This is a genomic window from Candidatus Deferrimicrobiaceae bacterium, assembly GCA_035256765.1.
In the GTDB taxonomy this organism is placed as follows: Bacteria; Desulfobacterota; Deferrimicrobia; order Deferrimicrobiales; family Deferrimicrobiaceae; genus CSP1-8.
Map to the genome: position 1 here is coordinate 1 of DATEXR010000083.1, position 23,545 is coordinate 23,545.

The following is a 23,545-nucleotide window of genomic DNA, read 5'->3' on the forward strand; positions in this document are numbered from 1 at the left end:
TTGCGTTGTGACGCGCCTGCGGAGAAAGGGGGGAATCATCATGAGGTAGATGGGGGGGAAAGATTGGGAATATTAGGGGGACGAAGATGCTTGAGGCAAATTCTTCATGAGACAAGGAGGAAAAGGATGAGGCCTTCACGAATTATATCCATATTGTTGCTTCTGGGCGTAACGTTTGCCGGAACGTCGATGCTTTGCGCGGGAGAAAGGAGGGAATACGATACGCCAAAAGGGAAGTTTACGGTGGAATTGAACGATAACAAGGAAATCATCAGAGGGGTGACGCCCCAGGGGGAGGAATTGGCCCCGAAAGATATCGGCGAGCTCGGTTTTGTCGAAAAAAACGATAAGGAGAATATATTTTACGAACTGAAACAGTTCCCGGCGGGGGCGGTAGTCGTAACGGGACCCGGCGACACCTGTTTCTGGTATTTCGACGGGCGCAAATACATAAATATTTGCTATTGATTTTTTCTAAATTCTGCCTCGCGGGGTCTTTCGCAAAAGCGCTTCAAAGGAAAACACGAAAAAAACCATTCGAAGTCGGAAAAGCCCGGCGCCTGCCGGGCTTTTTTTTCCGCCGATCCCATCTTCCTCTTCAGTTATCCCCGATTGTCCGGTATAGTTTCCTCTATCTTACGGCAAGCAAAGGGATCCGGACCTGCCCTCCCGCCGGGGGAGCGGGATACGCCATTTTTCGCGGTTACGATCGCGGAAACAACGCTTGGTTTTCGGCGACCGGTTGCGAGGAAAAATGGCCGGGAAGACCGCCTCGATCGCCAAGATCACCCGCCCGGTTCTCGCCGGGCACTACCCCCGGAAAAGGCTGTTCCGCCTGATCGACCGCGCCCGGAAACGGCCGGTCCTGTGGATCTGCGGCCCGCCGGGCTCGGGGAAGACCACCCTGGTCAGCAGCTACCTCGCGTACAGGAGGGTTCCCGGCCTGTGGTTCCGGCTGGAAGAGGGCGACGCGGATCCCGCGACCTTCTTCCACTACCTCGGGCTTGCGGCGCGAAAAGCGGCGCCCCGGGTCCGAAAGCCGCTTCCCGTGCCGATACCCGAGCAGCGTTCCGCCATCTCCCTCTTTGCCCGGCGGTATTTCGAGAGCCTTTTCATCCGCCTCAAGACGGGGTCGGCGATCGTGTTCGACGACTACCAGAACGTCCCCGCCGACTCGGCGTTTCATACGATGGTCCGCGACGGTCTTTCCCTGATTCCTCCCGGCGTAAGCGTCATTCTCATCAGTCGGGAGCATCCCCCTTCGTCGTTCGCCCGGCTTCGCGCCAGCCAGGCCATGGAGATCATCGGCTGGAAGGAACTTCGACTGTCCCCCCGGGAAACGGAAGGGATCGCGCGCCTCCGGTGGAAAGGAAAGCGGGGAACGAAATCGATCCGGAATCTCCACAGCATGTCCGGCGGATGGGCCGCCGGCTTCGTGCTCCTGCTGGAGAAGGCAGGACCGGGGTCGGTTACGCCCCGGGAACTCCCCGGGCAAAATCCCCAGGAGATCTTCGACTATTTCGCGGGGGAGATCCTGGAAAATCTGGATGAGGAGATGCACTCCTTCCTGCTGAAGAGCGCCCACCTTCCCCTGATGACGGCGCGGATGGGCGCTCAATTGACGGGGCTGCGCCGGGCCGGGCAGATCCTCTTCTACCTGAGCCGCCGCAACTATTTCACCGAAGTGCGCACGGGCCCCGAGCCGGTATACGAGTACCACCCCCTGTTCCGGGAATTTCTCCGATCCCGCGCCGCCGACGTTTTCTCGGAGAAATATATTCACCGCGTCCGGGGAAAGGCGGCCGCGATCCTGGAGGAATCCGGCCATGGCGAAGAGGCCGCGGGCATCTTGCGCGAGATCGGCGATTGGCACGGATTTACACGGATCTTGCAAACGCAGGCACCCTTGCTTGTCCGGCAGGGGAGAAGCGCGACGCTTGTCGAGTGGGTGGGGTACCTCCCCGCAAAGATCCGCGAGGAAGACCCATGGTTGCTTTACTGGAGCGGAGTGGCCCGGTTGTCTTCCCGCCCCGAGGAAAGCCAGCGCGATTACGAGGAGGCCTTCCGGCGATTTTGCAAAAAGAAAGACAGGGACGGTGCTTTCCTGGCCTGGGCGGGCGTGGTCGACGCAATCGTCTACGGTCCCGGGAGTCTGAAGTCGCTCGATCCCTGGTTTTCGACCCTCGGCAAGTTGTTGAAGGGGAGCAAACCTCCCTTGCCGGAAGAAATCGATTCCCAGGTGACATCCACCATGATCAAGGCGCTGTCCCTCAGGCGGCCCCGCTTTGTCGACAGGGAGATGTGGGCGGACCGGGCGATGCGCCTCGCCCGGTCGACCCGGGATGATGTCCCGCTGAAGTTCACCGCCCTGCTCAACGTGGCGTATTACCGGTTCCACAGCGGCGATTTCCAGGTTGTGGGGCTCCTCCTCGATTCGTTGCGCGACCTGGTCCGGAGACCGGAGCTTTCCCCTCTTCCCCGCCTCACTCTCTGCTGGCTCGAGGCGGCATACGCCAACGTGAACGGCCTGCACGACCGTTGCCTCAAGGTTGTGGCGGAGGGGATCGAACTGGCCAACGCCACCGGGATCCACCTCATGGACAATTTACTGCTGGGGCATGGGGCGTTGTCATCCCTGCACAAGGGCGACCTGGCGACGGCGAAGGGTTTCCTGCGAAAGATGGCCTCCTCGTTGACGGCGGCGCGGCCGTGGGAAGCGTCCTTTTACCATCGACTCGCCGCATGGGATGCCCTGCACCGGGGGAACCAGGCGCAGGCCTTGTTCCATTCGGACCGCAGCCTGACCATGTGCGAGGAGGTGGGGAACCCCTGGACCGAGGCGCTGGCTCTCCTGCAGAGAGCTTTCGTCCTCCGTGAGGGAGGAAAAGCGAACGAGGCGGCCCGCCATCTCAAGCGCGCTCACCGGATGGGGAAAGAGAGCGGAATGCATTTCATCCGTTTCCTCTGTCTGTTGGTTGAGGCGCACTTTTCCCTTCTCGAGGGGGACGGGGAATCCGGTCTTTCGTCCCTTCGGAAGGGGTTGGGCATCGGGAGGGAGAAGGGGTATCTCAACATCTACCTGTGGCGTCCCGGCCTTCTGGAAGGAATCGCCGCGAAAGCCCTGGAGAAGGGAATCGAGACCGGATATGTCCGCGATCTCATTCGAAGGAACGCCCTCGTCCCGGATGGCGCCCTTCCGGATACGGAGCACTGGCCGTGGCCGCTGAAAGTGTACACGCTCGGCACGTTCGACCTGCTGAGGGAGGAGAAGCCTCTGACGTTTTCCCGGAAGGTCCAGCACAAGCCCCTCCTGATGCTCAAGGCGTTCGTCGCCCTGGGGGGAAAGAACGTCCCCGAGGAGCAGATGACCGACATCCTCTGGCCCGAGGCGGAAGGGGACCTGGCGCACCAGTCCTTCGCCACGACGCTTCGGCGGGTAAGAGCCATGCTCGGAAACGAAAAGGCCGTGTCGCTTCGCGAGGGCTGTGTAACATTGGACCTTCGTCAATGCTGGGTGGACGCATTTGCCTTCGAAACCCTTGTCGCCCGGATCGACGAAGCGTCTTACGGTGGAAAGGGATGGCCGGACAAAACGCGCACTGCGAACCTCGCGGCAAAAGCCATCGCCTTGTACCGAGGGCCATTCCTTCCCGGGGAAGGCTCCCCCCCCTGGGTCGTGGCGATGCGGGAACGGCTGAGAAGCAAGTTCCTGCGGGTCGTAGGGTTTTTCGGCCGCTACCTGGAAAGAGAAGGGCGATGGGAGGAAGCCATCGCCTGCTACCGGAAAGGGCTGGAAGTGGATGATCTTGCAGAGGAATTCTACCAGCGCCTGATGATCTGCCATCATCGGGCCGGACAGGTCGCCGAGGCAGCGACTGCGTACAACCGCTGCCGCAAGGTGCTTTCCTCCATGCTCGGGATCTCCCCCTCCCCGGGAACCGAGGCCATCGCGAAGGGAATCCGTCCTTCCTGAGCATCTCTCTTTTTTTCGAATAGGTATCCCATCTGTCACTTTCCTCATGTCAGGATAGTCGCGGGAACGGCGGTTTGCTTGTGCCTTGAACCGTGCGAATACGATGCCTTTCGGCACTGCCGGGAAGGCGGAACAGGGAGATTGGGGATGGTGATCTTAGACAATTACATCGTCCGGATCTACCGGAGAGACAAATCCGATCCGGACAGGATCGTGGGAATCGTGGAGGATATCGCATCCAACGTGCAGAGGAGGTTTACCGGCTTTGAGGAACTGAGCAACATCCTGGTAGCAGCAGAAGGCCGATCGCCCCGGAAGAAGAGGGGGAAGCTGCCGGCAAAAGAGAGGAAATAGGGCGCGCCCCCGGTACGGGAAGAAATGGTATGATGATCGTCGATGATCGACCATCTGCGGGGCCGCCTGGCCGGCGGGGGGAAGGATTTCGTCGTGGTGGAGTGCGCGGGGATGGGGTTCCGCGTGCACGTCTCCTCCATCACGCGGGCCGATCTTCCCCCTGACAGCGAGTCGTGTTTCCTGCACACTTTCCTCCAGATTCGCGAGGGGGGATCCGAGCTCTTCGGTTTTTCCTCCGAGACGGAGCGGGAGATCTTTCTCTCGATCATCGGCGTGAGCGGGGTCGGTCCGAAGTCCGCCGTATCTATCCTGTCGGGGATGGGGATTTCCGGAGTTCTCTCCGCAAGCGCGCGGGGAGACGCGGCGCCCTTCACGCGAGTTACCGGCATCGGGAAGAAACTGGCGCAGCGGATCGCGTCGGAGCTTCCGGACCGGCTCAAGAGAGTGTCGGTCGAGCTGACCCCCGTTCCCGCCGAGGAGGGGATCCCGGCATCCTCCGAGCCGGAGGTCGAGGCCGCCCAGGCGCTCGTCGCCCTGGGGTTCTCCCGGGCCGAGGCGCAGGTCGTCGTTGCGGCCTTGCGCAAGGAGGCGGGGGCGGACGCGCCCGCGGAGGTCCTGATCCGGGGGGCGCTGAAGCGCCTTTCCGGACCTCGCAGGTGATCGGGTAGTTTTATCGCCAAGGAGGCGACGTGGAAAGACGTATGGTGGACCCGAAGGGAGGCGGGGAGGAGGGGGCGTTCGATCTCTCCCTGCGGCCGAAATTCCTCGCCGGGTTCATCGGCCAGACTCCGATCGTCGCCAACCTCAAGACGTTCATCGAGGCGGCGAAGAACCGGGGCGAGCCGCTCGACCACGTTCTCCTTTCCGGCCCTCCCGGCCTGGGAAAGACGACCCTGGCGCACATCATCGCCAACGAGATGGGGGTGGGGATCCGCACCACTTCCGGCCCCGCGGTGGAGCGAAAAGGAGACATCGCCGCGATCCTCACCGCGCTCGAGGCGGGGGACGTTCTTTTCATCGACGAGATCCACCGCCTGAGCCGCGTCGTGGAGGAATTGCTGTACTCCGCCATGGAGGATTTCGCCCTCGACATCATCCTCGGGCAGGGGCCGTCGGCCAAGTCGATCCGGCTATCCCTGCCGCCGTTCACGCTCGTGGGCGCCACGACCCGGACCGGTCTTCTTACCTCCCCCCTGCGGGACCGGTTCGGAGTCTCTTTCCGGATGGAATATTACTCCCCCGCGGAACTCGAGGAGGTGATCCGCAGGGCCGCCCGGTCCTTTTCGATCCTCATCGACGACGACGGTGCGCGCGAAATCGCCCGGCGCTCCCGGGGGACCCCGCGCGTGGCGATCCGGCTCCTGAAGCGCGTGCGCGACTTCGCCCAGGTGAGCGGGGACGGCACGATCCACCAGAAGATCGCCGACCACGCGCTCCTCAAGATGGAGGTGGACCGGGAGGGGCTCGACGTGATGGACCGGAAGATCCTCCGGGTCATCCTCGAGAAGTTCCACGGCGGACCCGTCGGAGTGGAAACGATCTCGGCGTCGGTGAGCGAGGAGCGGGACACGATCGAGGACGTGTACGAGCCGTTCCTCATCCAGCAGGGATTCCTCAAGCGAACCCCGAGGGGGAGGGTGGCCACGCCCGCGGCGTACCGCCACCTCGGGTTGACGCCCCCCCAGCGCGCGCCGCAGCAGGAAGGATTGTTCGGGGAAGGAGGGTGACAAGATGAGACGCGCCGCTTTTCTGATGATTCTCTGCTTCGCATTGATCGCGCTACCTTCGCAGGCCGGGCTGTTCGACGACATCAAGAAAGGAATCGGAAGCGTCGCTCCGCAGGCGGGACCCGACGATAGCCAGGTCGTCGGGGGCCTCAAGGAGGCCCTCACGATCGGGACGGGCAACGCCGTGAACCTCGTTTCCCTGAAGGACGGCTATTTCACCAACCAGGCCATCAAGATCCTCATGCCCGAGAAGATTCAGAAGGTCGCGGATGTCCTCGGGAAGGTCGGGTACCAGAAGCAGGTGGACGAGTTCATCCTCAGCATGAACCGCGCGGCGGAAAAGGCCGCCCCGCAAGCGAAGTCGATCTTCCTCTCCGCGATCCGGGAGATGAGCTTCGAGGACGCGAAAAAGATTCTCAACGGAGGCGACACGGCGGCCACCGAATTCTTCAAGGGGAAGACCGGGGGCAAGCTTTCCGAGGCGTTCAAGCCCATCATCTCCTCCAGCATGGACGAGGTCGGGGCGACCCGGAGCTACAAGGAGATGATGGGAAAATACACCGCGCTGCCGTTCATGAAAGCCGAATCGCTCGACCTCGACCAGTACGTAACGAACAAGTCGCTCGACGGCCTTTTCTTCATGGTGGGACAGGAGGAGAAGAAGATCCGGACGAATCCGGCCGCACGGGTCACCGACCTCCTGAAGACGGTCTTCGGCGGAAAATGAGATAGAATTTCCCTATGACGTCGCTGGGGAAAATCCTTCTGGTCTCCGGGCTGCTCCTGGCCGGCGCAGGACTGCTGGTCCTGCTCGCAGACAGGATCGGCTGGCTTGGCAAGCTGCCCGGAGACATCATCGTCAAGCGGGAGAACTTCACCTTCTACTTTCCGCTGGCTACGTGCATCCTCATCAGTATCGTCCTGTCCCTGCTGTTCTGGCTGTTCCGGAAGTAGGCGCACCTGTTGTCCCACCGCAACAGGGTATGTAGCGTACTTGCAACACCTAAGGACCCTTCTTTTTCTGTGCCAACGTAACCTATCGGAAATTATAAGGCTTTTGTTTTTCCTTCCTGGCATGTTGCTTGCAAATAATCAATTGAGCAAATTGGGGAGAACGGAATGCAAGTTTTCCAACATACCGTTTCGGGGCCGTTGAGTTTTTCCGGTGTGGGCCTTCACACCGGCGTTCGGACCTCCGCAACGATCCTGCCGGCGGGTCCCGGAAACGGGATCGTCTTTCGACGCAAGGACACGGGAACGGTGATCCCCGCCACGGTGGAACATGTGGCGGAGACCGCCTATGCCACCGTCCTGTCGGCCGAAGGCGTGAAGATCTCCACGGTCGAGCATTTCCTCGCCGCGCTTTACGGGATGGAGGTCGATAACGCGGTGGTCGAGGTGGACGGCCCGGAACTGCCGATCCTGGACGGGAGCGCTCTCGGGATTGCCGGGGCGATCGCGTCTGCGGGGGTTGCGGCGCAGGACGTTCGCAGGCAGTTCTTCAGGGTCTGGGAGCACGACAGAATCCGTCGGAACGGGTCGATGGTCGCCGTCTCCCCGTCCGAGGAGCTGGAAATCCTGGTGACGGTCGACTTCCCCGCGAGCGCCATCGGGCGGCAGTGGGCGAGTTTCACCCTCACCCCCGGGAATTTCCTGAAGGAGATCGCCCCCGCGCGAACTTTCGTCCTCCGGGAGCAGATCGAGGAACTGCGCGCGGCGGGTCTTGCCAAGGGCGGGTCGCTCGATAACGCGATCGTCGTCGAGGGAGACAAGGTGCACAACACGGAAGGGCTCCGTTTCCCCGACGAGTTCGCCCGGCACAAGCTGCTCGATTTCCTGGGCGACATCGCCCTGTTGGGGCGCCCCGTGCGCGGCTCTTTCCTCGCCGTCCGCCCGGGGCACACGGTGAACCACGCCGTTGCCAAATACCTTGCTGCGACCGGCTATGCCGGATTTCCCGAATCGCCTGTCCGCCCGGGAAAAATCCCGGTGCATATACAGGTCACTGCCTAATCCCCCTTCGAGTGGCCCGTAACGGGCCACTCACCCCCCTTTTTCTTTCGAGGAGTTTTGCGCTGTTGCAGGTTTGCCTCAGTCGGATATAATGTCCGGGGAGGCCGTGTTGCGCTACGTCGCTATTTCCTTGATTTTCCTTGGAGTTCTGGTGGCGCCCGACCTTTCCGCCGCCGCTCCGAAGGCTGATATCGCGAATATCCGCGGACAGGCCAAAGGGAGGGAGGCCCGCGTTTCGTTCACCCTCCGGAAAGCTTTCTCCCCCGAAATGGTGGAGGCGCTGAAAAGCGGGATCGAGATTTCCTTCAAGACCGTCGTGCGTGTCGAGAGAGTCCACCGGAACTGGTTCGACGCGACGGTGGGCGAGGTCACCTTCTCCCGCTCCGTCCGATACGACTCTCTCTCCCGCGTGTACCTGCTGAACCGGGGCAAGGGGGAGGAATTGGTTCCCGACATATTCGCCGCGCTTTCCGGGATGACCCAGTACGAGGTAGTCGTCCCGCTGGACTTCGAGATCGAGCGAGGGAAGAGGTACCGGGCCCGGGTCCGGACGCGCCTTGACAAGGTGGGGCTGTCGGAACCGCTTCGTTCGATCTTCTTCTTCTCCTCGTTGTGGGACGTGGAGACCGATTGGGAGAAAGGGGACATTTCCGCGCCATGAGCGAACCCGCGCGCCGGCCCCCGGGGTTTTCGTCGGAACAGGACCTCGCCAAGAAGAGGCGGGAGAGGATCGCCATCGGGATCGTGGCCGTCCTGGTGATCGGGCTCACCGTCCTGGAGGCGAACCTGGCCGCGATCGGGGGGACGGTGGCGTTCACGAGCAACATCATCATCTTCGCCCTCATCAACCTCAACGTCATCCTGATCGTGCTGCTGATCTTCCTCGTCACCCGGAACATCTTCAAGCTGATTCTGGACCGGAAGCGGAACATCCTGGGGGCGAAGATCCGGTCCCGCCTCGTGCTCATCTTCATCTCCTTTTCCCTCATTCCCACGATCCTCCTCTTCATCGCGGCCGCCAATATCACCACGACAAGCATCAAGTCGTGGATCGGGGGAAGGGTCGGGGTCGCCCTGACCGGCGCCCTCGACATCGCCCGGGGGAGCCTCGAGAAGGAGGCCGGGAACCTGTCCGGTGTGGCGGACCGGGCCGCATCCGCCGTCCTCCGGAAGGGGAGGAAGGCTTCCGTCGTGAATGTCCTGGAAACCGCGAGGCGCGGGAATCCTCCCCATGTTTCCCTTCTCGTGGTGGGGCCCGGAGGGGTCATGGCGAGGAGCGGGGACGTTCCCCGGGAGATCGCCTCCCAGATCCGCTCCCGTCTGCAGGGGCAGGAGGGAGACCGCGATCGCAAAGGCGGGATGACGTTCGTCGGGGAGGGGTACGCTGCCGCCGTCCGACGCCTGCCCGACGGGAGGGCCGTCGTGGCGGTCAAGACCCTGCCCCCGGAAGAGATGAACCGGATCCGGGAAATCGCGAGGGCGTACGACGAGTACCACCAGGTGCGCCTCCTCGACGACCCGATCCGGGCCAGCTACATCGCCACCCTCATCCTGATCACCCTCCTCGTGGTGTTCGCCGCCTCCTGGATGGGGATCTATCTCGCGCGGCAGATCACCGTTCCCGTCCAGATGCTGGCCGAGGGGACCGAGAAGGTGGCCTCGGGAGACCTCGACGTCCGGCTCGACTACCGGTCCAACGACGAATTCGGGAACCTGGTCGGTTCGTTCAACCGGATGACGGCGGACCTGAAAGAGATGAAGAAAAGCCTCGAGGATGCCAACATCTCGCTTTCGGCAACCTTCGAGGAGCTTCGGAGAAGGAGCCGGTTCATCGAGACGATCCTCACGAACATCTCCACGGGAGTCATCGTCATCGACCGGGCGGGCCGCATCGCGATGATCAACAAGGTGGCGGAGCGGCTGCTCGCGATCAAAACGGACAAGGTGCTCGGGAAACCGTACAAGGAGGTCGTCCGGGAGGAGCACTACGAGGCCGTGCGCACCCTTTCGCGCGAGGTGGGAGAGATGCCCGGAAGGCAGGTGGAGAGGCAGGTGGATCTCTCCGTCGGAGGGAAAGAGATCTCCCTCCGCGTCAGCGTGACGGCGCTTCAGGCGGACGACGGGGAGTACATGGGGCTGGTGGTGGCCTTCGACGATCTCTCCCAGGCGATGCGGCTCCAGAGGGTCATGGCGTGGCGGGAGGTCGCGCGCCGGATCGCCCATGAGATCCGGAACCCCCTGACCCCGATCCAGCTCTCCACGGAGCGGCTGCAGAAGAAGTTCGCTTCGTCGCTCGGGGACGACCCGGCCTTCTCCGAGTGCACCCAGACGATTCTTTCCGAAGTGGGTTCGCTCAAAGCTCTTGTCGAGGAATTCACCCGGTTCGCCCGCATGCCCGCGCCGGCGTTCCAGGAGGGGAACCTTGCGGAGGAACTTACGCCGGTCGTGGAAACGTTCCGGACCGCCCACCCCGGAATCGCGTGGGAATTCGAGGGGAAGGAGGGGACTCCGCCGGTCTGGTTCGACCCGTTCCAGATCCGCAGGGCGTTGACCAACCTCCTGGAGAACGCGGCAGCGGTGCTGGGGAACGGGGGCCGGGTCATGGTGCGGGTGAGGCACGAGCCGACGCTGGGGACAGTCCGGGTGTCCGTGAGCGACGACGGGCCGGGAATCCCGCCGGGAGACCGGGACCGTCTGTTCGAGCCGTATTTTTCCCGCAAGGAAGGGGGGACGGGTCTCGGCCTGGCCATCGTCAGCGCCATCGCGAACGACCACCAGGGGACGGTGAGGGTCCGGGACAACACACCGAGGGGCGCGATCTTCGAGATCGAGTTCCCCGTCCGCCCGAAAGGAAGGGGGTAGGCTCGTCATGGGATACTCGGTTCTGGTCATCGACGACGAGACGAACATCCGGAAGACGCTCGAGGGCGTGCTATCCGACGACGGCTATCGCGTGCTGCAGGCCGGGGACGGCGCCCAGGGGCTCGAGGTCCTTGCCCGGTCCTCCGTGGATGCCGTTCTGCTCGACGTGTGGATGCCCGGCCTGGACGGACTGGAGACGCTGAAGAGGATCCGCGAGGGGTACCCGATCCTTCCCATCATCATGATCTCGGGCCACGGGACGATCGACACGGCGGTGAAGGCGGTCAAGATGGGCGCCTTCGACTTCATCGAGAAGCCGATCTCTCTCACCAAGCTGCTCATCACGCTCTCCCGCGCCATCGAGCAGGCGGAACTCCGCCTGGAAAACGTGGAACTGAAGGAGAGGGTCGAGAAAAAATACCGGTTGATCGGAGGGTCGGCGGCCATGCGGCGGGTCCAGGCCGAGATCGCCGCCGCGGGCCCCACGAACGCCTCGGTCCTTATCTCCGGGGAGAACGGATCCGGCAAGGAGATCGTCGCCCGCGAGATTCACCGGCACAGCCGGCGGGCGAACCGGCCGTTTGTCGAGGTGAACTGCGCGGCCATTCCCGAGGAACTGATCGAGTCGGAACTGTTCGGGCACGAGAAGGGGGCGTTCACCGGAGCGACCGGGCGCAGGAGGGGGCGCTTCGAGCTGGCCGACGGGGGCACCCTGTTTCTCGACGAGGTCGGGGACATGAGTCCACGCACCCAGGCGAAGATTCTTAGGGTCCTGGAAGAGAGGCAGTTCGAGAGAATCGGGGGAGGGGAGAAAATCCGCGCGGATGTCCGGATCATCGCCGCGACGAACCGGAACCTGCCGAAGGAGGTCGAGGGGGGACGGTTCCGCGACGACCTCTACTTCCGGCTGAACGTGTTCCCGATCCTCGTGCCCGCCCTGCGCGACCGCAAGGAGGACATCCCGCTGATCGCGGAGCATTTCGTCGGGGAGATCTGCGCCGAGCACGGAAAGGAGAGGAAGGAGTTCTCCCGGGGTGCGAGGGAGCTTCTTCTTGCCCACAACTGGCCGGGAAACGTCCGCGAACTGCGCAACGTCGTGGAGCGGCTCGTGATCCTGTCGATGGGGCCGTCGCTCGGGGAGGATACCGTGAGGCACGTTCTCGCCGCCGAGCCGGCGCGGGCGGAAGCGCCGGCGGGGGAGCGGGTGTTCGACCCGGAAGACTTCCGGGAGGCTGTCCTTGCGTTCGAGAAGGAGTATCTCACCAGGAAACTCCGGGAAAACGACTTCAACGTGAGCCGGACGGCCGAGAAGCTCAGGCTGGACCGCACCAGCATCCACCGGAAGATGAAGCAGCTGGGGATCACGCAGGAAAGCGCCAGGAGGTAGCCGGATGTTCCCGGGGCTTCCCGGAAAATATGCCGTCCTCCGAAAGATCGCCTCCGGAGGGATGTCCGAGGTGCACCTTTGCCGCCTGCGGGGGGAGGAGGGGTTCGAGAAGAAGGTCGCCGTCAAGGTGGTCCACCCCCGGCTCACGGAAAACCCGCGCTTCCGGGAACTCTTCGTCCGGGAGGCCCGCATCGCCGCCTCCCTCTCGCATCAGAACCTCGTCCAGGTCTTCGATTTCGGAAGGCAGGGGAATTCCTTCTATCTCGCCATGGAATATGTCGAGGGGTGGAACCTTGCGCAGACGTTTGCGCAAATGCGGATGCGGGGGATTCCGGCACCCCTCCCCCTCTGGAGGCACTGGATGGAGGGGATGCTGGACGGGATCGCCTATCTGCATTCCCGGAAAATCGTCCACCGCGACATCAGCCCCGGAAACATCCTGCTGTCCCGCGGGGGAGCGGTGAAAATCACCGATTTCGGCATCGCCCGGGGTTCGCGTCTCGGACAGTACCGGCCGGAAGGGTGGGAAGGGAAATTCTCCTACATGTCTCCGGAGCAGGCCAGAGGCGAAGAAGCGAGTGTGTCCTCGGATCTGTTCTCCGCTGCGTTGATCGGGGCGGAATATTTTCTCCCCGCCAGGCTTTTCGACGGCGAAAACCGGGACGAGATTCTTGCCCGGGTGCGGGACCACGACGTGGAGAAACTCCCGCTGGAACGGTTCCCGTCCGGGATCTCGGGGATCTTGCGGAAAAGCCTGTCCCGGGAGCCGGGGGACAGATTCGCGGATGCCGCAAGTTTCGCGAAGGCGATCGGCGCGGCGGTCCCCGAAACGGTCTCTCGCGCCGACCTGGCCGCCTTCTGGGACCTCCTTTTTCCCGGCGCGGGCCATGGGGAAGAGGACACGGTGGTCATCGACGGCCCCCCGGCCGGGCGAGACGCGGACCTGATCCGCGAGAAGCGGGAGCCCTACGGGGGGAGGGGAAGACGGGGATTCCGGATCGGGGTGACGTCGGCGCTGGTGGCGGCTTCGGTGGGGGGAGTGCTGTTGTGGAGGGGAACCGTCCCGAGGGAACGCGGACCATCTTCCGTCGTGACGAAGGAAGCCGTGAAACCGGACCCGGCGGCGTCGGATCCGGGGATCGATTCCCCGAAACCGGGGGCGGGTATCTTTCCCGGAGGGATTTCCGCTTCGCCTTCCCCGGAGGGACGGAAGCAAGGAACGATTTCTCCCTCCATGGAGGCGAAGGTTCCCCAGGGGTCGGCTGCGACTGCGCATCCCGGAGATTCCGATCGGGCCCGGAAGGGGAAACGGGTGTGGATCGAGACGGACCCGGAAGGCGTCTCGGTCGATTCCGGGGACGGGACTCACCTCGGCTCCACACCCTTCTCCCTGGACACCGGCCCGCTGGCGGGAGGGAAAATCATTTTCCGCAAGGAAGGGTATGTCACGCGAAGCGTATCCGCCGATGCGCTGGCGCAGCTTCCGGGTTTCCGGATGGGGTTGGAACGCCTGATGGGGACGCTGGAAGTGGTCCAGGCGATTCCCTGGGCGAAGGTCTACGAGGGGAACCGGTACCTCGGGGTGACCCCGATCCCTTCGCTGGCGCTTCCCGTGGGGGAGCACCGGCTGCGCTTCGTGAACGAACCTCTCGGGGTGAACCGGGTGGAGACGGTGACCATCGAGCCGGGGACGAACCCGAAACTCATCGTCCCGCTGATCGGGAACCGGTAGAGATTGCTTCCCGGGAGAAGGCCGGGGAGAGGAAGGAGGGAAGATGGAATATGTGCGTCTTGGCATGACCGGGGTGAAAGTATCCCGCATCTGTCTGGGGTGCATGACGTACGGCGCGAAAAGCTGGCGGGAGTGGGTTCTCGAGGAGGAGGAGGGACGGCCCTTCCTGCGTCGCGCGCTCGAGGCCGGGATCAACTTCTTCGACACCGCCGACGTCTACTCCCTCGGGCGGAGCGAGGAGATTCTGGGCAACGCACTCAGGGACTTCGGCCCGTCCCGTGACAAGGTGGTCATCGCCACCAAGGTGTTCGCCGCGATGGGGGACGATCCCAACGAGCGCGGTCTTTCCCGGAAGCACATCCTGCACTCGATCGACGACAGTCTTCGCCGGCTTGGGACAGACTACGTCGATCTGTACCAGATCCACCGGTTCGACCCTCATACGCCGATCGAGGAGACCCTGGAAGCGTTGACCGACGTGGTGCGCTCCGGGAAGGCGTTGTATGTCGGAGCCTCGTCGATGTACGCCTGGCAGTTCGCCCGGATGCTGTACACGGCAACCCGACACGGCTACAGTCGGTTTGTCACGATGCAGAACCATTACAACCTGGTCTACCGGGAGGAGGAGAGGGAGATGATCCCCTTGTGCCGGGAGGAGGGGATCGGCATCCTCCCCTGGAGCCCTCTCGCACGGGGATTTCTCGCGAGAAAGCCGCCCGATGAGGGGTATGGCGAGACCTCCCGTGCCCGCACGGACGAGTACTCCCACAAGATGTATTATCGCCCGGGAGACGACGAGGTCGTAAGGCGCGTGGCGGAGATTGCCGGAAACCGCGGACGGTCCATGGCCCAGGTTGCCCTCGCGTGGCTTCTGCACCGGCCCGGAGTGACGGCTCCCATCATCGGCGCAAGCCGAATGGAGCATCTCGAAGAGGCGTTGAAGGCCCTCGAAATCAGTCTGGACGATGAGGAGCGGAAAAGCCTCGAGGAGCCCTACGTGCCGCATCCCGTGCTGGGGCACGAATAGGTGTCCGCGGGTCGAAAGGAAACTTCCATGGGAATCGGCATCTCATATCGGGATGACAATCCGTTTCCCGGAGGGAGAGGTGATATGCGCAGAGTGCCGATTTTCCTGTTGTTGCTCGCCCTGTTTGCGGTTTCGGCGGCATCTGCGGGGGAAGGTCTGGTAACCGTGAGGAGTTCCTACGGAGCGAAGGAAACCGCGGATCGGGTCGAGCGCCTGACGAAGGAAAGGGGAATGACGCTGTTCCATCGCATCGATCATGCCGAGGGGGCAAGGACGGTCGGCATGCCGCTGCGCCCGACCGAGGTGCTGATCTTCGGAAACCCCAAAGGGGGTACTCCCCTGATGATGTGCGAGCAAAGCGTCGGCATAGATCTTCCCCTCAAGATGCTGGTGGGGGAGGACGGAAACGGCGCGGTCTGGATCGGTTACGGCGATCCGGAAGTACTGAAAGACCGCTACGGCATCACGGGATGTGACGAGGTTCTCCGGAAGAGGAAAGGATTTCTGGGGAAGCTGGCCTCGGACGTCGCCCACTGGGATTCGTAGGATACGGGAAGCCCGATGGACCCCGAAGACCTCGCCGACAAGTACGTAAGGGATGCCGACGCTCTCGCGGCCGCGAAACGGTATGATGAGGCGGTCGTGGTCTACGACCTGGCGATCGGCGTGCATCCGGATTGCACCGAGGCCTGGACGAACAAGGCCAGCGTCCTGAGGCTGCAAGGCAAGCGCAGGGAGGCGTTGGAATGCGCGGAAAGGGCCCTGGAGATAGGACCGTTCCCGATTGCGGAGACGCTGCGGGATATTCTGATCGAAGAGCTTAAACGGTAAGGGTGTTCCGGCCCGTGTCCGGCCGGGGATACGGCGCAATCAAAGCGGGGCGTGGGAAGGCGGGGCGGGGAACAGATGGCGGATGGAGTTGGCGTAGTATCGCAGGAGGGCGATATTATCCGGGTTGACGCGATAGAGCCCCTCCTTTTCCTCCACCAGGTGACGAAGGGTGAGCATCCGTAACCCGACGTTGACGGCGTAATCTTGGTCCGTGCGGGGGATGTAAATGTGGGCGCCCTCCGCCGTAAGCACAGCGAGCAGCCGGTGGGCCTCGGTTTTCAGGTCGAGCTCGCTCCAGCGGGCCTTCCCCAGGTTCAGGCACGCGGTCGCCACAAGGGAGACCGGCAGCACCGGGATCACCTTCCCGACATCCTTCATCAGTTCCCCGGCCAGCCTCTCCACCTCCCGGAACCTCTCTTCTCTCTCCAATGAACGAAAGTCGACGCCGAGCCCGCGGCAGTACTCCGTAAGGGAGACGGGGGAGCCGAAGTTGACGCATGCGTAGCCGAACCGGTACCAGCGGCCGCGGATCATGAGAAGCAGGTTGTGCAGGAGGAATCTCAGCGAGGTTCCGATCACGAAGAGGAGACTTTTCCTGGGGGCTTCCCGATTCAGGGAGACCAGCATGCTGCGGTCCTCGAAGGTGCGGTCGTAGTTGATTCCCACCGGGATGAAGACGATGTCCCTGTTCCCCCCGGGGGAAAAGGAGCGGGTCATGTAGTCGAGAAGGCCGAGTTTCGGGCGGCGCAGCGACCCGTCCGAGGTAAGACCGCCTTCCGGGAAAATCGCCTGCACGACTCCTCCCTCGGTCGCCATCGCGACGTAGCGTTCCAGCACGAGACGGTAGAGGGGATTCCCCGAGCTTCGTCGTATGAAATAGGCGCCGAGCGACCGTATGAGCGTCTGCAACGGCCAGATTCTCGCCCATTCCCCGACGGCGTAACTCAGGGCGGTACGAGTCGCTGCGAGATAGGCCACGAGGATGTAGTCCATATTGCTGCGATGGTTCATGACGAAGACAACGGAGGAATGAGGGTCGACGGCGGAAAGCCCCGCTTCGTCCGTAAAGCCCACCCGCACCCGGTAGAGAATCCTGGCCGTCTTTTTCGCGATCCAGTAGCCGACCCGGAAATAGGCATACGCGTTGAAGGAGGGGACGATCTCCCTTGCATACCGCTCGACCTCCGCCATCACGACGGCTCGCGGCATATTGTTCGTCTTTGCGTGAACTTCCGCCGCCTCCATGATTTTCGGGTCGTACATCAGCCGGTCGATCAGCACCTGCCGCTTGGTCAGGGAGAACGGGCGGATTTCCAGGTGGAGGCGCTTCCCGATCTCCTCGATCACCAGGTTGACGCGCCGGCGCAGAAACCAGCGGACGCTCGGAATCAGCAGGCGGTACACCGCCGCCCACGCGGCGAGAAGGAAGAGGAGCGCGGCGAGCCAGACGGGTAGGGTAATGGTACCGCTCATGGGGTTTTTCGATTGAGTCTACCATGTCCCTTCCCGGCCAGAAACGGCTTGGGTGGGGTTCCCGATATTCCGGGAGACCGGGGAAACCCGTCCTCAGGGAAGGAGGCATCTTGACGCCGGAAGAGGGGGGGCGTCTCGAATCCGCGCCGGAAGGTTTCCTGACCGTTCGCGGGTCGAATCCGGATATCAGGGGAGAAGCAGGACCTTCCCTGTGGTCTGCCGGCCTGCCAGTCTCCGGTGGGCTTCCCCCGCCTCCTCCAATGGAAAGGCTCCTCCGATCCGCACTCCGAGGGTCCCATCGGCGACCCAGCCGAGAACCTGGTCCGCCCGCGAAAGGAGTTCCTGCCGGTCCCGCGTGTAATGTCCCAGGGAAGGCCGGGTGAGAAAGAGGCCTCCCCGGGCATTGAGGACCTGCGGGTCGAAGGAAGGGACGGGGCCGCTCGACTGGCCGTACAGGACCAGGTATCCGCGGGGCGCCAGGCAATTCAAACTTTTCTCGAACGTTGCCTGGCCGACGGAGTCGTAGACCACCTGGACCCCCTGTCCGCCGGTAAGCCGTCTCACCTCGGTTTCGAAATCGTTCTCCGTGTACAGGATGACATCGTCGGCGCCGGCCTCACGGGCCAGCCGGGCTTTCTCCGGTGTGGAGACGGTGCCGAACACCCGTGCCCCGCGCCGCTTGGCCATCTGCACCAGCAACAGGCCGACCCCCCCGGCCGCGGCGTGCACCAAACAGGCATCCCCCGGTTTCAGCGGGTAGGTGTCATGGGAAAGGTAATGGGCGGTCATCCCCTGGAGCATCACGGCGGCCGCCGTTTCCGGGTCGATCCCCTTCGGGACCTTGACGAGCCGCCCGGAAGGGACCACCGCGAATTCCGCGTACGAACCGGATACCCCGGCGTACGCCACATGGTCCCCGACGGCGACTTCCGTTACCCCCGGGCCGGTTTCCTGAACGATTCCCGAGCCCTCGTTGCCCGGGGTAAAGGGCAACGGGACGGAATAGAGCCCCATCCGCTGGTAGATGTCGATGAAGTTCACGCCGACGGCCTGGAGCCGGACGAGCGCTTGTCCCTCTCCCGGACTCGGGGGGGGGATCTCCTCCAGGGTCATTGCCTCGGGGCCTCCGAACCGGAGAACTCGCATCGCTTTCATCCTCACCTCCACGGGAACGGGCCGCTTGGGGTTGTCGGGGTACTGCGGACTCCTCCGCATATTCTACATGGGGAAAGCGGGGTTCAACCGTCACGGGATGCATTATACTGACCCACGGCAATGACCACGGCGATCATGGTTCCGTCCGGTTTCCTGCCGAAGGAGGGCTCGCATGGCAAAAGGATCGTCCTTCGAGGGCGTCTTCCCCATCCTGGTGACTCCGTTCGACGAGCGGGAGGAGATCGATCTCGAATCGTTCGCCCGCGTAGTCCGGTTCATGGCGGAAATCGGCGTGGACGGGGTGACGATCCTCGGTGTATTGGGGGAGTCGAACCGGCTCGGGGACAACGAGCGGGAGCGACTCATCCGCGTGGCCGTATCCGCCGCCGGAGGGAGAATCCCGGTGATCGTCGGAACGAGTCACAGGGGGACGCTCGCGACGCGCCACCTGAGCCAGATGGCGGAGGCGCTCGGCGCGGACGCGGTGATGGTGACCCCGTCGTGGGAACCGGTGCCGGGGGAGGAGAAGGTCTTCGAATATTTCCGGCAGGTGGCCGACGGGATCTCCATCCCGATCGTGGCGCAGGACCACCCCGCCTCCACGGAAGTTCACATGCCGGTTCCCTTGCTGCTCCGGTTGGTGAACGACATCCCGCGGGTGGGGTGCCTCAAGGAGGAGGCTCCCCCCACCCCCGCGAAGATCCGCGCTCTCGTACAGGGCATGACGGGGCGGAAGGTTCCCGTTCTCACGGGACTGGGGGCTCTTTACGGGATCTTCGACCTGGAGCGGGGGAGCAGCGGGTTCATGACCGGTTTTGCCTTCCCGGAGGTCCTGATCGCGATCGTCCGGGAGGTGCGCCGGGGGAGAATGGATGCCGCCTGGGACCTCTACCAGCGCTTTCTCCCCCTGATCGTCTTCGAGCAGCAGCCCGGGGTGTGGATCCGGAAGGAAATCTACCGGATGCGCGGCCTGATCCAGGCCGCCCGCGTCCGCCACCCCGGTGCGGGGGTATCTCCGGCCGCAGCCGACCAGCTGCGCGCACTTCTCGCCCGGATCCTGCCGGGGACGGACATCACCCGGCCTCTTGCGTTTTGATTATACCGTAGGGTCAAGCCGCGCCCGATCTTGCCTGGGTTGCCTTGTCCCATGCGCCTGTCGAAATAAAGTAACACATTAGCTTATAGAATATAACAATTCAAAACAGCTTGTTTATTGTGGGTCGCGAATTTCTCTTCTGGTAGGGTCGCTTCCCAGACATGAAGGGACGATGGGACGCGACGGTTCTCATGCCGGGATATCGGCAGTACAATGATATCCGGGAACCTGCGCAGGGAAGATTCTTGCCCGATGTCATGGGGAGCCGCGTCATCTCCGGGAATATGGAAACATTCGCTTCCGCGAAGATTGAAATCGTGTCGCGCCTCCTGGAGGTGGGGAGAGCCGACACCGTGTACCGCGATCTCTACCTGCAGCGAGCCTTCGACTATTTCTCCCCCCTCTTTCCGGACGAGGAATATCTCCGCCTGAAGTCGGAGAATGCCGAGATCGACCATCTGCTCCGGCAGAACCGCTCCGCCGTGGAGAGCGGAGACTGGCTCCGGGTCGCGCAACTGTCGGACCGCATCCGGGCGCGGAAGGAGGCGGTGGACGAGAAACGCACCCTCCTCTCCCTGGGTTCCGGGATCTACGACCCTTCGGACGTCGTGCTCGATCCCTTCTCCCCCGGCCTGCAAGGTTTCCTCCTCGCTTCGGGACAGACCCCGGAGGAGGTCCGCGGGCGGCTGATCGAGAGCCTTGCCTTGCTGGAAAAGGAAGACGAAGGATGGAAGGATTTCTACGCCGGCAGGCGGGATCATTTCCGGAATCTTCCCTCCCTCTCCGTGGAATCCCGGCAATCCCCCGGGGAGGTCGACCCCTCGAGGATCCGGCGCGAAGCGTTGCAGGCCCTCGAAAAGGGGAACATCGGGCAGGTGGAAGAACTGGCGAAAAAGATGCTCGGACGCGATGCTCCCCATCCCGTCAGGCCATCCTCTTCCGTTTCGGCGCATGCCGCGCGGCGGGATCTCTCCGTTCCGTTCCCGCCGGAGTCCCTCCCGAAGGCCGGGAGTCTGGGGCTCGCTTCCATGACTCTTGCGCCGGCCGTCGAGGTGGGGGAATACTTCGGTCATGTGGCCTGGCAACCGGATTTCCGGGACCAACCCTCCGGCGACGAGGAGTGGATCCACCTCCACGGTTTCCCCGAGCGGAGCAACGTTCCTCCCGACGTAACCCGAAGGCTGAAAGACGTCGTCTATCTTCTCATGCATTGTCCCTTCGTCAATTCCACGGGCGTCCGGTATCTTCCCCTCATGGAAGCCGAAGAGGTGCTGGTGGAGGAATTCCCCGAGGGAAGGGAAGCGGGACCGGAGTCGAAGCTTCTTTCCGCGCTGGGGCTTCCGCGGCGAAACGGCCTGTCCCGCATGGAAATCGAGCTGGCGCTGCTTCGGCGGGGTCCGCAGACGGTGAAGGACGGGATCGGTCTCGATCCGGGCGAGTTCCGTCTTGTGTGCATCCCCCCCGACGTCTATTCCCGGCTCGGCGCGGAGCGGGGATGGGGGAGGCAGGAGCAATGGACCCACTTCGACGGCTACCAGGTGCTCACGGGAGGGCGGATCCGGGCGCTTGTGGGGGGAGACGTCCGGTTCGGCGGGGTCTTCGATCTTTGCAGCATCAGCCGAGTCGACCGGCGGGAGGGCGTGGTCGCCCGCTTTGCCGTGGTGCGGAGAGAGCGACTCGGGTACATTACGAAATGACGATCGGGAAAGGGAAAAGGGCGGGATCGGAGGCGGGGTGCGGGGAGTCGCGGCAAAGGTATTGCTGACCGGTCCCCCGGGATGCGGCAAGACGACCGTGGCAAGAAAGATCGCGGGGATTCTCGGCGGCCGGGCGGCCGGGTTCTTCACGGAGGAGGTTCGCGACGCGATGGGATCCCGAACCGGGTTCCGGGTGGAGTCGATCGACGGGAGGACGGGAGTGCTGTCGGGCAAGCGGGCCGGCCCCGGCCCGCGGATCGGGGCCTACGTCGTTGACGTCCGGTCCTTCGAATCGGTCGCCCTTCCCTCGCTTGCCGGAGAAGCCGGCAAGGTCTTTCTCATCGACGAGATCGGGAAGATGGAGTGCCTCTCGGAGGCGTTCCGGACCCGGGTGCGGGAGATTCTCGACTCGGAGGTCCCCGTCCTGGCTACGATCCCGTTGCACGGCGGCGGCTCCTTCCTCGACGGGATCCGGAACCGGCGGGACGCGAGGATCATCGTCGTGATGCGGGAGAACCGGGACCGTCTTCCCGAGGAAATCGCAAGGATGTTCGGCGGGATCCTTCCATGCCCGTGAGTCCTTTGGCGGGAAAGCCGGCCCGGGCGTCGATGCTGGTGAACGTGCCGCGCCTGGTGGCCGCCTACTACACGGAACACCCCGATCCCACCGTGCGGGACCATCGGGTCTTCTTCGGCACGTCCGGCCATCGCGGGTCCTCTCTTCGTTGCGGGTTCAACGAGGACCATATCCTCGCCGTGAGCCAGGCGATCTGCTTGTACCGCAAACAGCGGAAAATCACGGGCCCCCTGTTCCTTGGGATGGACACCCACGCGCTTTCCGAGCCGGCGTTCGGAACCGCTCTCGAGGTGCTTGCCGCCAACGGCGTCGAGGTGATGATCGACCGCGGCGGGGGGTACACGCCCACGCCCGCGGTTTCCCACGCGATCCTCGTCCACAACCGGAAGAGGGAGACGGGGCTTGCCGACGGAATCGTCATCACCCCGTCGCACAACCCGCCCGAGGACGGCGGCTTCAAGTACAATCCCCCGCACGGAGGTCCCGCGGACACGGACGCAACACGCGGGATCGAGGAGAAAGCGAACGAGCTTCTCGCCGGCGGTCTGCGGGGGGTGGCCAGGATCCCGACCGGAAAGGCCCGCTCCGCCCCGACGACGCATCTTTACGACTATATCGGTTCCTACGTCGGCGAACTGGGTCTTGTCCTGGACATGGAGGCGATTCGCGCGGCATGCCTGCGGCTGGGAGTCGACCCCCTGGGAGGGGCGGGGATTGCCTACTGGGGGCCGATCGCCGAGCGGTACGGGATCGAGGTGACGGTCGTGAACGACGAGGTGGACCCGACCTTCCGGTTCATGACGCTGGACTGGGACGGGAAGATCCGGATGGACTGCTCCTCGCCGTACGCCATGGCGAAGCTCATCGCCCTCAAGGACCGTTTCGACGTCGCGTTCGCCAACGACACCGACCACGACAGGCACGGGATCGTCACTCCCGGCGCCGGCCTCATGAATCCGAACCATTACCTCGCCGCCTCCGTGTCGTACCTGTTTTCCCATCGCCCGGATTGGCCGGAGCGGGCGGCGGTGGGAAAGACGGTCGTAAGCAGCAGCATGATCGATCGGGTGGCCGCCGGCATCGGGCGCCGCCTGGTCGAGGTGCCTGTGGGGTTCAAGTGGTTCGTGGAAGGGCTCCGCGACGGGTCCCTGGGGTTCGGCGGGGAGGAGAGCGCAGGCGCCTCCTTTCTGAGGCGGGACGGGACGGTCTGGACGACGGATAAGGACGGCATCATCATGAATCTTCTCGCGGCGGAGATGATGGCGAGAACGGGCAAGGACCCCGGCGAACTTTACCGCGGTCTTGTCCGCCGGTTCGGAGAGCCGGTCTACGAGCGGATCGATGCGCCCGCCACGGCCGGGCAGAAGGAGATTCTTGCGAGGCTTTCGCCAAGCCAGGTCGATGCCTCCACCCTGGCGGGGGAGAAGATCCGGGAAATCCTCACGAACGCACCGGGGAACGGGAGTCCCATCGGCGGGCTGAAAGTCATGACCGAAAACGGGTGGTTCGCCGCGCGTCCCTCGGGCACGGAGGACGTTTACAAGATATACGCCGAGAGTTTCCTGGGAGCGGACCACCTGCGCCGGATCCAGGAAGAGGCGCAGTCCCTCGTGGCGAAGGTTTTCGCGGGAGGGTGACGGG

At 63.5% G+C, this 23,545-nt stretch carries 21 protein-coding genes; 19 read left to right on the plus strand and 2 right to left on the minus strand.

Features of this window, described 5'->3' with window-relative positions; translation table 11 throughout:
• From VJ307_02510 to VJ307_02580, 15 genes are all read left to right on the plus strand, one after another.
• On the plus strand, positions 1-468 hold a 468-nt coding region (locus VJ307_02510; protein HJX73001.1), incomplete at its 5' end, for a hypothetical protein.
• Positions 469-754: 286 nt separating this feature from the next.
• Positions 755-3,973 (plus strand): BTAD domain-containing putative transcriptional regulator, encoded by a 3,219-nt coding sequence (locus VJ307_02515; protein HJX73002.1) that lies wholly within the window; start codon positions 755-757, stop codon positions 3,971-3,973.
• Positions 3,974-4,120: 147 nt separating this feature from the next.
• Positions 4,121-4,327 (plus strand): hypothetical protein, encoded by a 207-nt coding sequence (locus VJ307_02520; protein HJX73003.1) that lies wholly within the window; start codon positions 4,121-4,123, stop codon positions 4,325-4,327.
• Positions 4,328-4,369: 42 nt separating this feature from the next.
• Positions 4,370-4,987, plus strand: coding sequence for a Holliday junction branch migration protein RuvA (gene ruvA, locus VJ307_02525; protein HJX73004.1), 618 nt, complete (start codon positions 4,370-4,372; stop codon positions 4,985-4,987).
• Positions 4,988-5,016: 29 nt separating this feature from the next.
• Positions 5,017-6,054, plus strand: a complete 1,038-nt coding sequence (gene ruvB, locus VJ307_02530) for a Holliday junction branch migration DNA helicase RuvB (GenBank protein HJX73005.1) — start codon at positions 5,017-5,019, stop codon at positions 6,052-6,054.
• Positions 6,055-6,058: 4 nt separating this feature from the next.
• Positions 6,059-6,781, plus strand: coding sequence for a DUF4197 domain-containing protein (locus VJ307_02535; protein ID HJX73006.1), 723 nt, complete (start codon positions 6,059-6,061; stop codon positions 6,779-6,781).
• A gap of 14 nt (positions 6,782-6,795) precedes the next feature.
• Positions 6,796-7,008 (plus strand): DUF2905 domain-containing protein, encoded by a 213-nt coding sequence (locus VJ307_02540; protein ID HJX73007.1) that lies wholly within the window; start codon positions 6,796-6,798, stop codon positions 7,006-7,008.
• A gap of 165 nt (positions 7,009-7,173) precedes the next feature.
• Entirely contained in the window at positions 7,174-8,067 is an 894-nt protein-coding gene (gene lpxC / locus VJ307_02545) for a UDP-3-O-acyl-N-acetylglucosamine deacetylase (protein HJX73008.1), read from the plus strand.
• 130 nt (positions 8,068-8,197) lie between these two features.
• Entirely contained in the window at positions 8,198-8,728 is a 531-nt protein-coding gene (locus VJ307_02550) for a DUF4390 domain-containing protein (protein HJX73009.1), read from the plus strand.
• Complete coding sequence (locus VJ307_02555; protein HJX73010.1) at positions 8,725-10,929, plus strand: ATP-binding protein; 2,205 nt, start codon at positions 8,725-8,727, stop codon at positions 10,927-10,929. The genes VJ307_02550 and VJ307_02555 overlap by 4 nt, the downstream gene beginning before the upstream one ends.
• A gap of 7 nt (positions 10,930-10,936) precedes the next feature.
• Positions 10,937-12,316, plus strand: a complete 1,380-nt coding sequence (locus VJ307_02560; protein HJX73011.1) for a sigma-54 dependent transcriptional regulator — start codon at positions 10,937-10,939, stop codon at positions 12,314-12,316.
• Between the two features lie 4 nt (positions 12,317-12,320).
• Entirely contained in the window at positions 12,321-14,048 is a 1,728-nt protein-coding gene (locus tag VJ307_02565) for a serine/threonine-protein kinase (protein HJX73012.1), read from the plus strand.
• Between the two features lie 43 nt (positions 14,049-14,091).
• A complete protein-coding gene (locus tag VJ307_02570; GenBank protein ID HJX73013.1) occupies positions 14,092-15,075 on the plus strand; it encodes an aldo/keto reductase in 984 nt (327 codons plus the stop codon).
• Positions 15,076-15,159: 84 nt separating this feature from the next.
• A complete protein-coding gene (locus tag VJ307_02575; protein HJX73014.1) occupies positions 15,160-15,621 on the plus strand; it encodes a DUF302 domain-containing protein in 462 nt (153 codons plus the stop codon).
• A 15-nt stretch (positions 15,622-15,636) separates the two neighbouring features.
• Positions 15,637-15,906, plus strand: coding sequence for a tetratricopeptide repeat protein (locus tag VJ307_02580; GenBank protein ID HJX73015.1), 270 nt, complete (start codon positions 15,637-15,639; stop codon positions 15,904-15,906).
• 39 nt (positions 15,907-15,945) lie between these two features.
• Here VJ307_02580 and VJ307_02585 read toward each other — a convergent pair whose 3' ends face one another.
• Positions 15,946-17,379, minus strand: a complete 1,434-nt coding sequence (locus VJ307_02585) for a 1-acyl-sn-glycerol-3-phosphate acyltransferase (GenBank protein ID HJX73016.1) — start codon at positions 17,377-17,379, stop codon at positions 15,946-15,948.
• A gap of 186 nt (positions 17,380-17,565) precedes the next feature.
• Complete coding sequence (locus tag VJ307_02590) at positions 17,566-18,534, minus strand: quinone oxidoreductase (protein HJX73017.1); 969 nt, start codon at positions 18,532-18,534, stop codon at positions 17,566-17,568.
• A 172-nt stretch (positions 18,535-18,706) separates the two neighbouring features.
• On the opposite strand from VJ307_02590, the gene VJ307_02595 reads away from it, so the two are divergent.
• The 4 genes from VJ307_02595 to pgm all read left to right on the plus strand — a co-directional run bounded on the left by VJ307_02595 (position 18,707) and on the right by pgm (position 23,541).
• Positions 18,707-19,630 (plus strand): dihydrodipicolinate synthase family protein, encoded by a 924-nt coding sequence (locus VJ307_02595; GenBank protein ID HJX73018.1) that lies wholly within the window; start codon positions 18,707-18,709, stop codon positions 19,628-19,630.
• Between the two features lie 161 nt (positions 19,631-19,791).
• On the plus strand, positions 19,792-21,327 hold the full coding sequence (locus VJ307_02600; GenBank protein ID HJX73019.1) for a hypothetical protein: 1,536 nt from the start codon (positions 19,792-19,794) through the stop codon (positions 21,325-21,327).
• Between the two features lie 37 nt (positions 21,328-21,364).
• On the plus strand, positions 21,365-21,904 hold the full coding sequence (locus tag VJ307_02605; GenBank protein HJX73020.1) for an NTPase: 540 nt from the start codon (positions 21,365-21,367) through the stop codon (positions 21,902-21,904).
• A 5-nt stretch (positions 21,905-21,909) separates the two neighbouring features.
• Positions 21,910-23,541 (plus strand): phosphoglucomutase (alpha-D-glucose-1,6-bisphosphate-dependent), encoded by a 1,632-nt coding sequence (gene pgm, locus VJ307_02610; protein ID HJX73021.1) that lies wholly within the window; start codon positions 21,910-21,912, stop codon positions 23,539-23,541.
• Positions 23,542-23,545 lie beyond the last annotated feature (4 nt).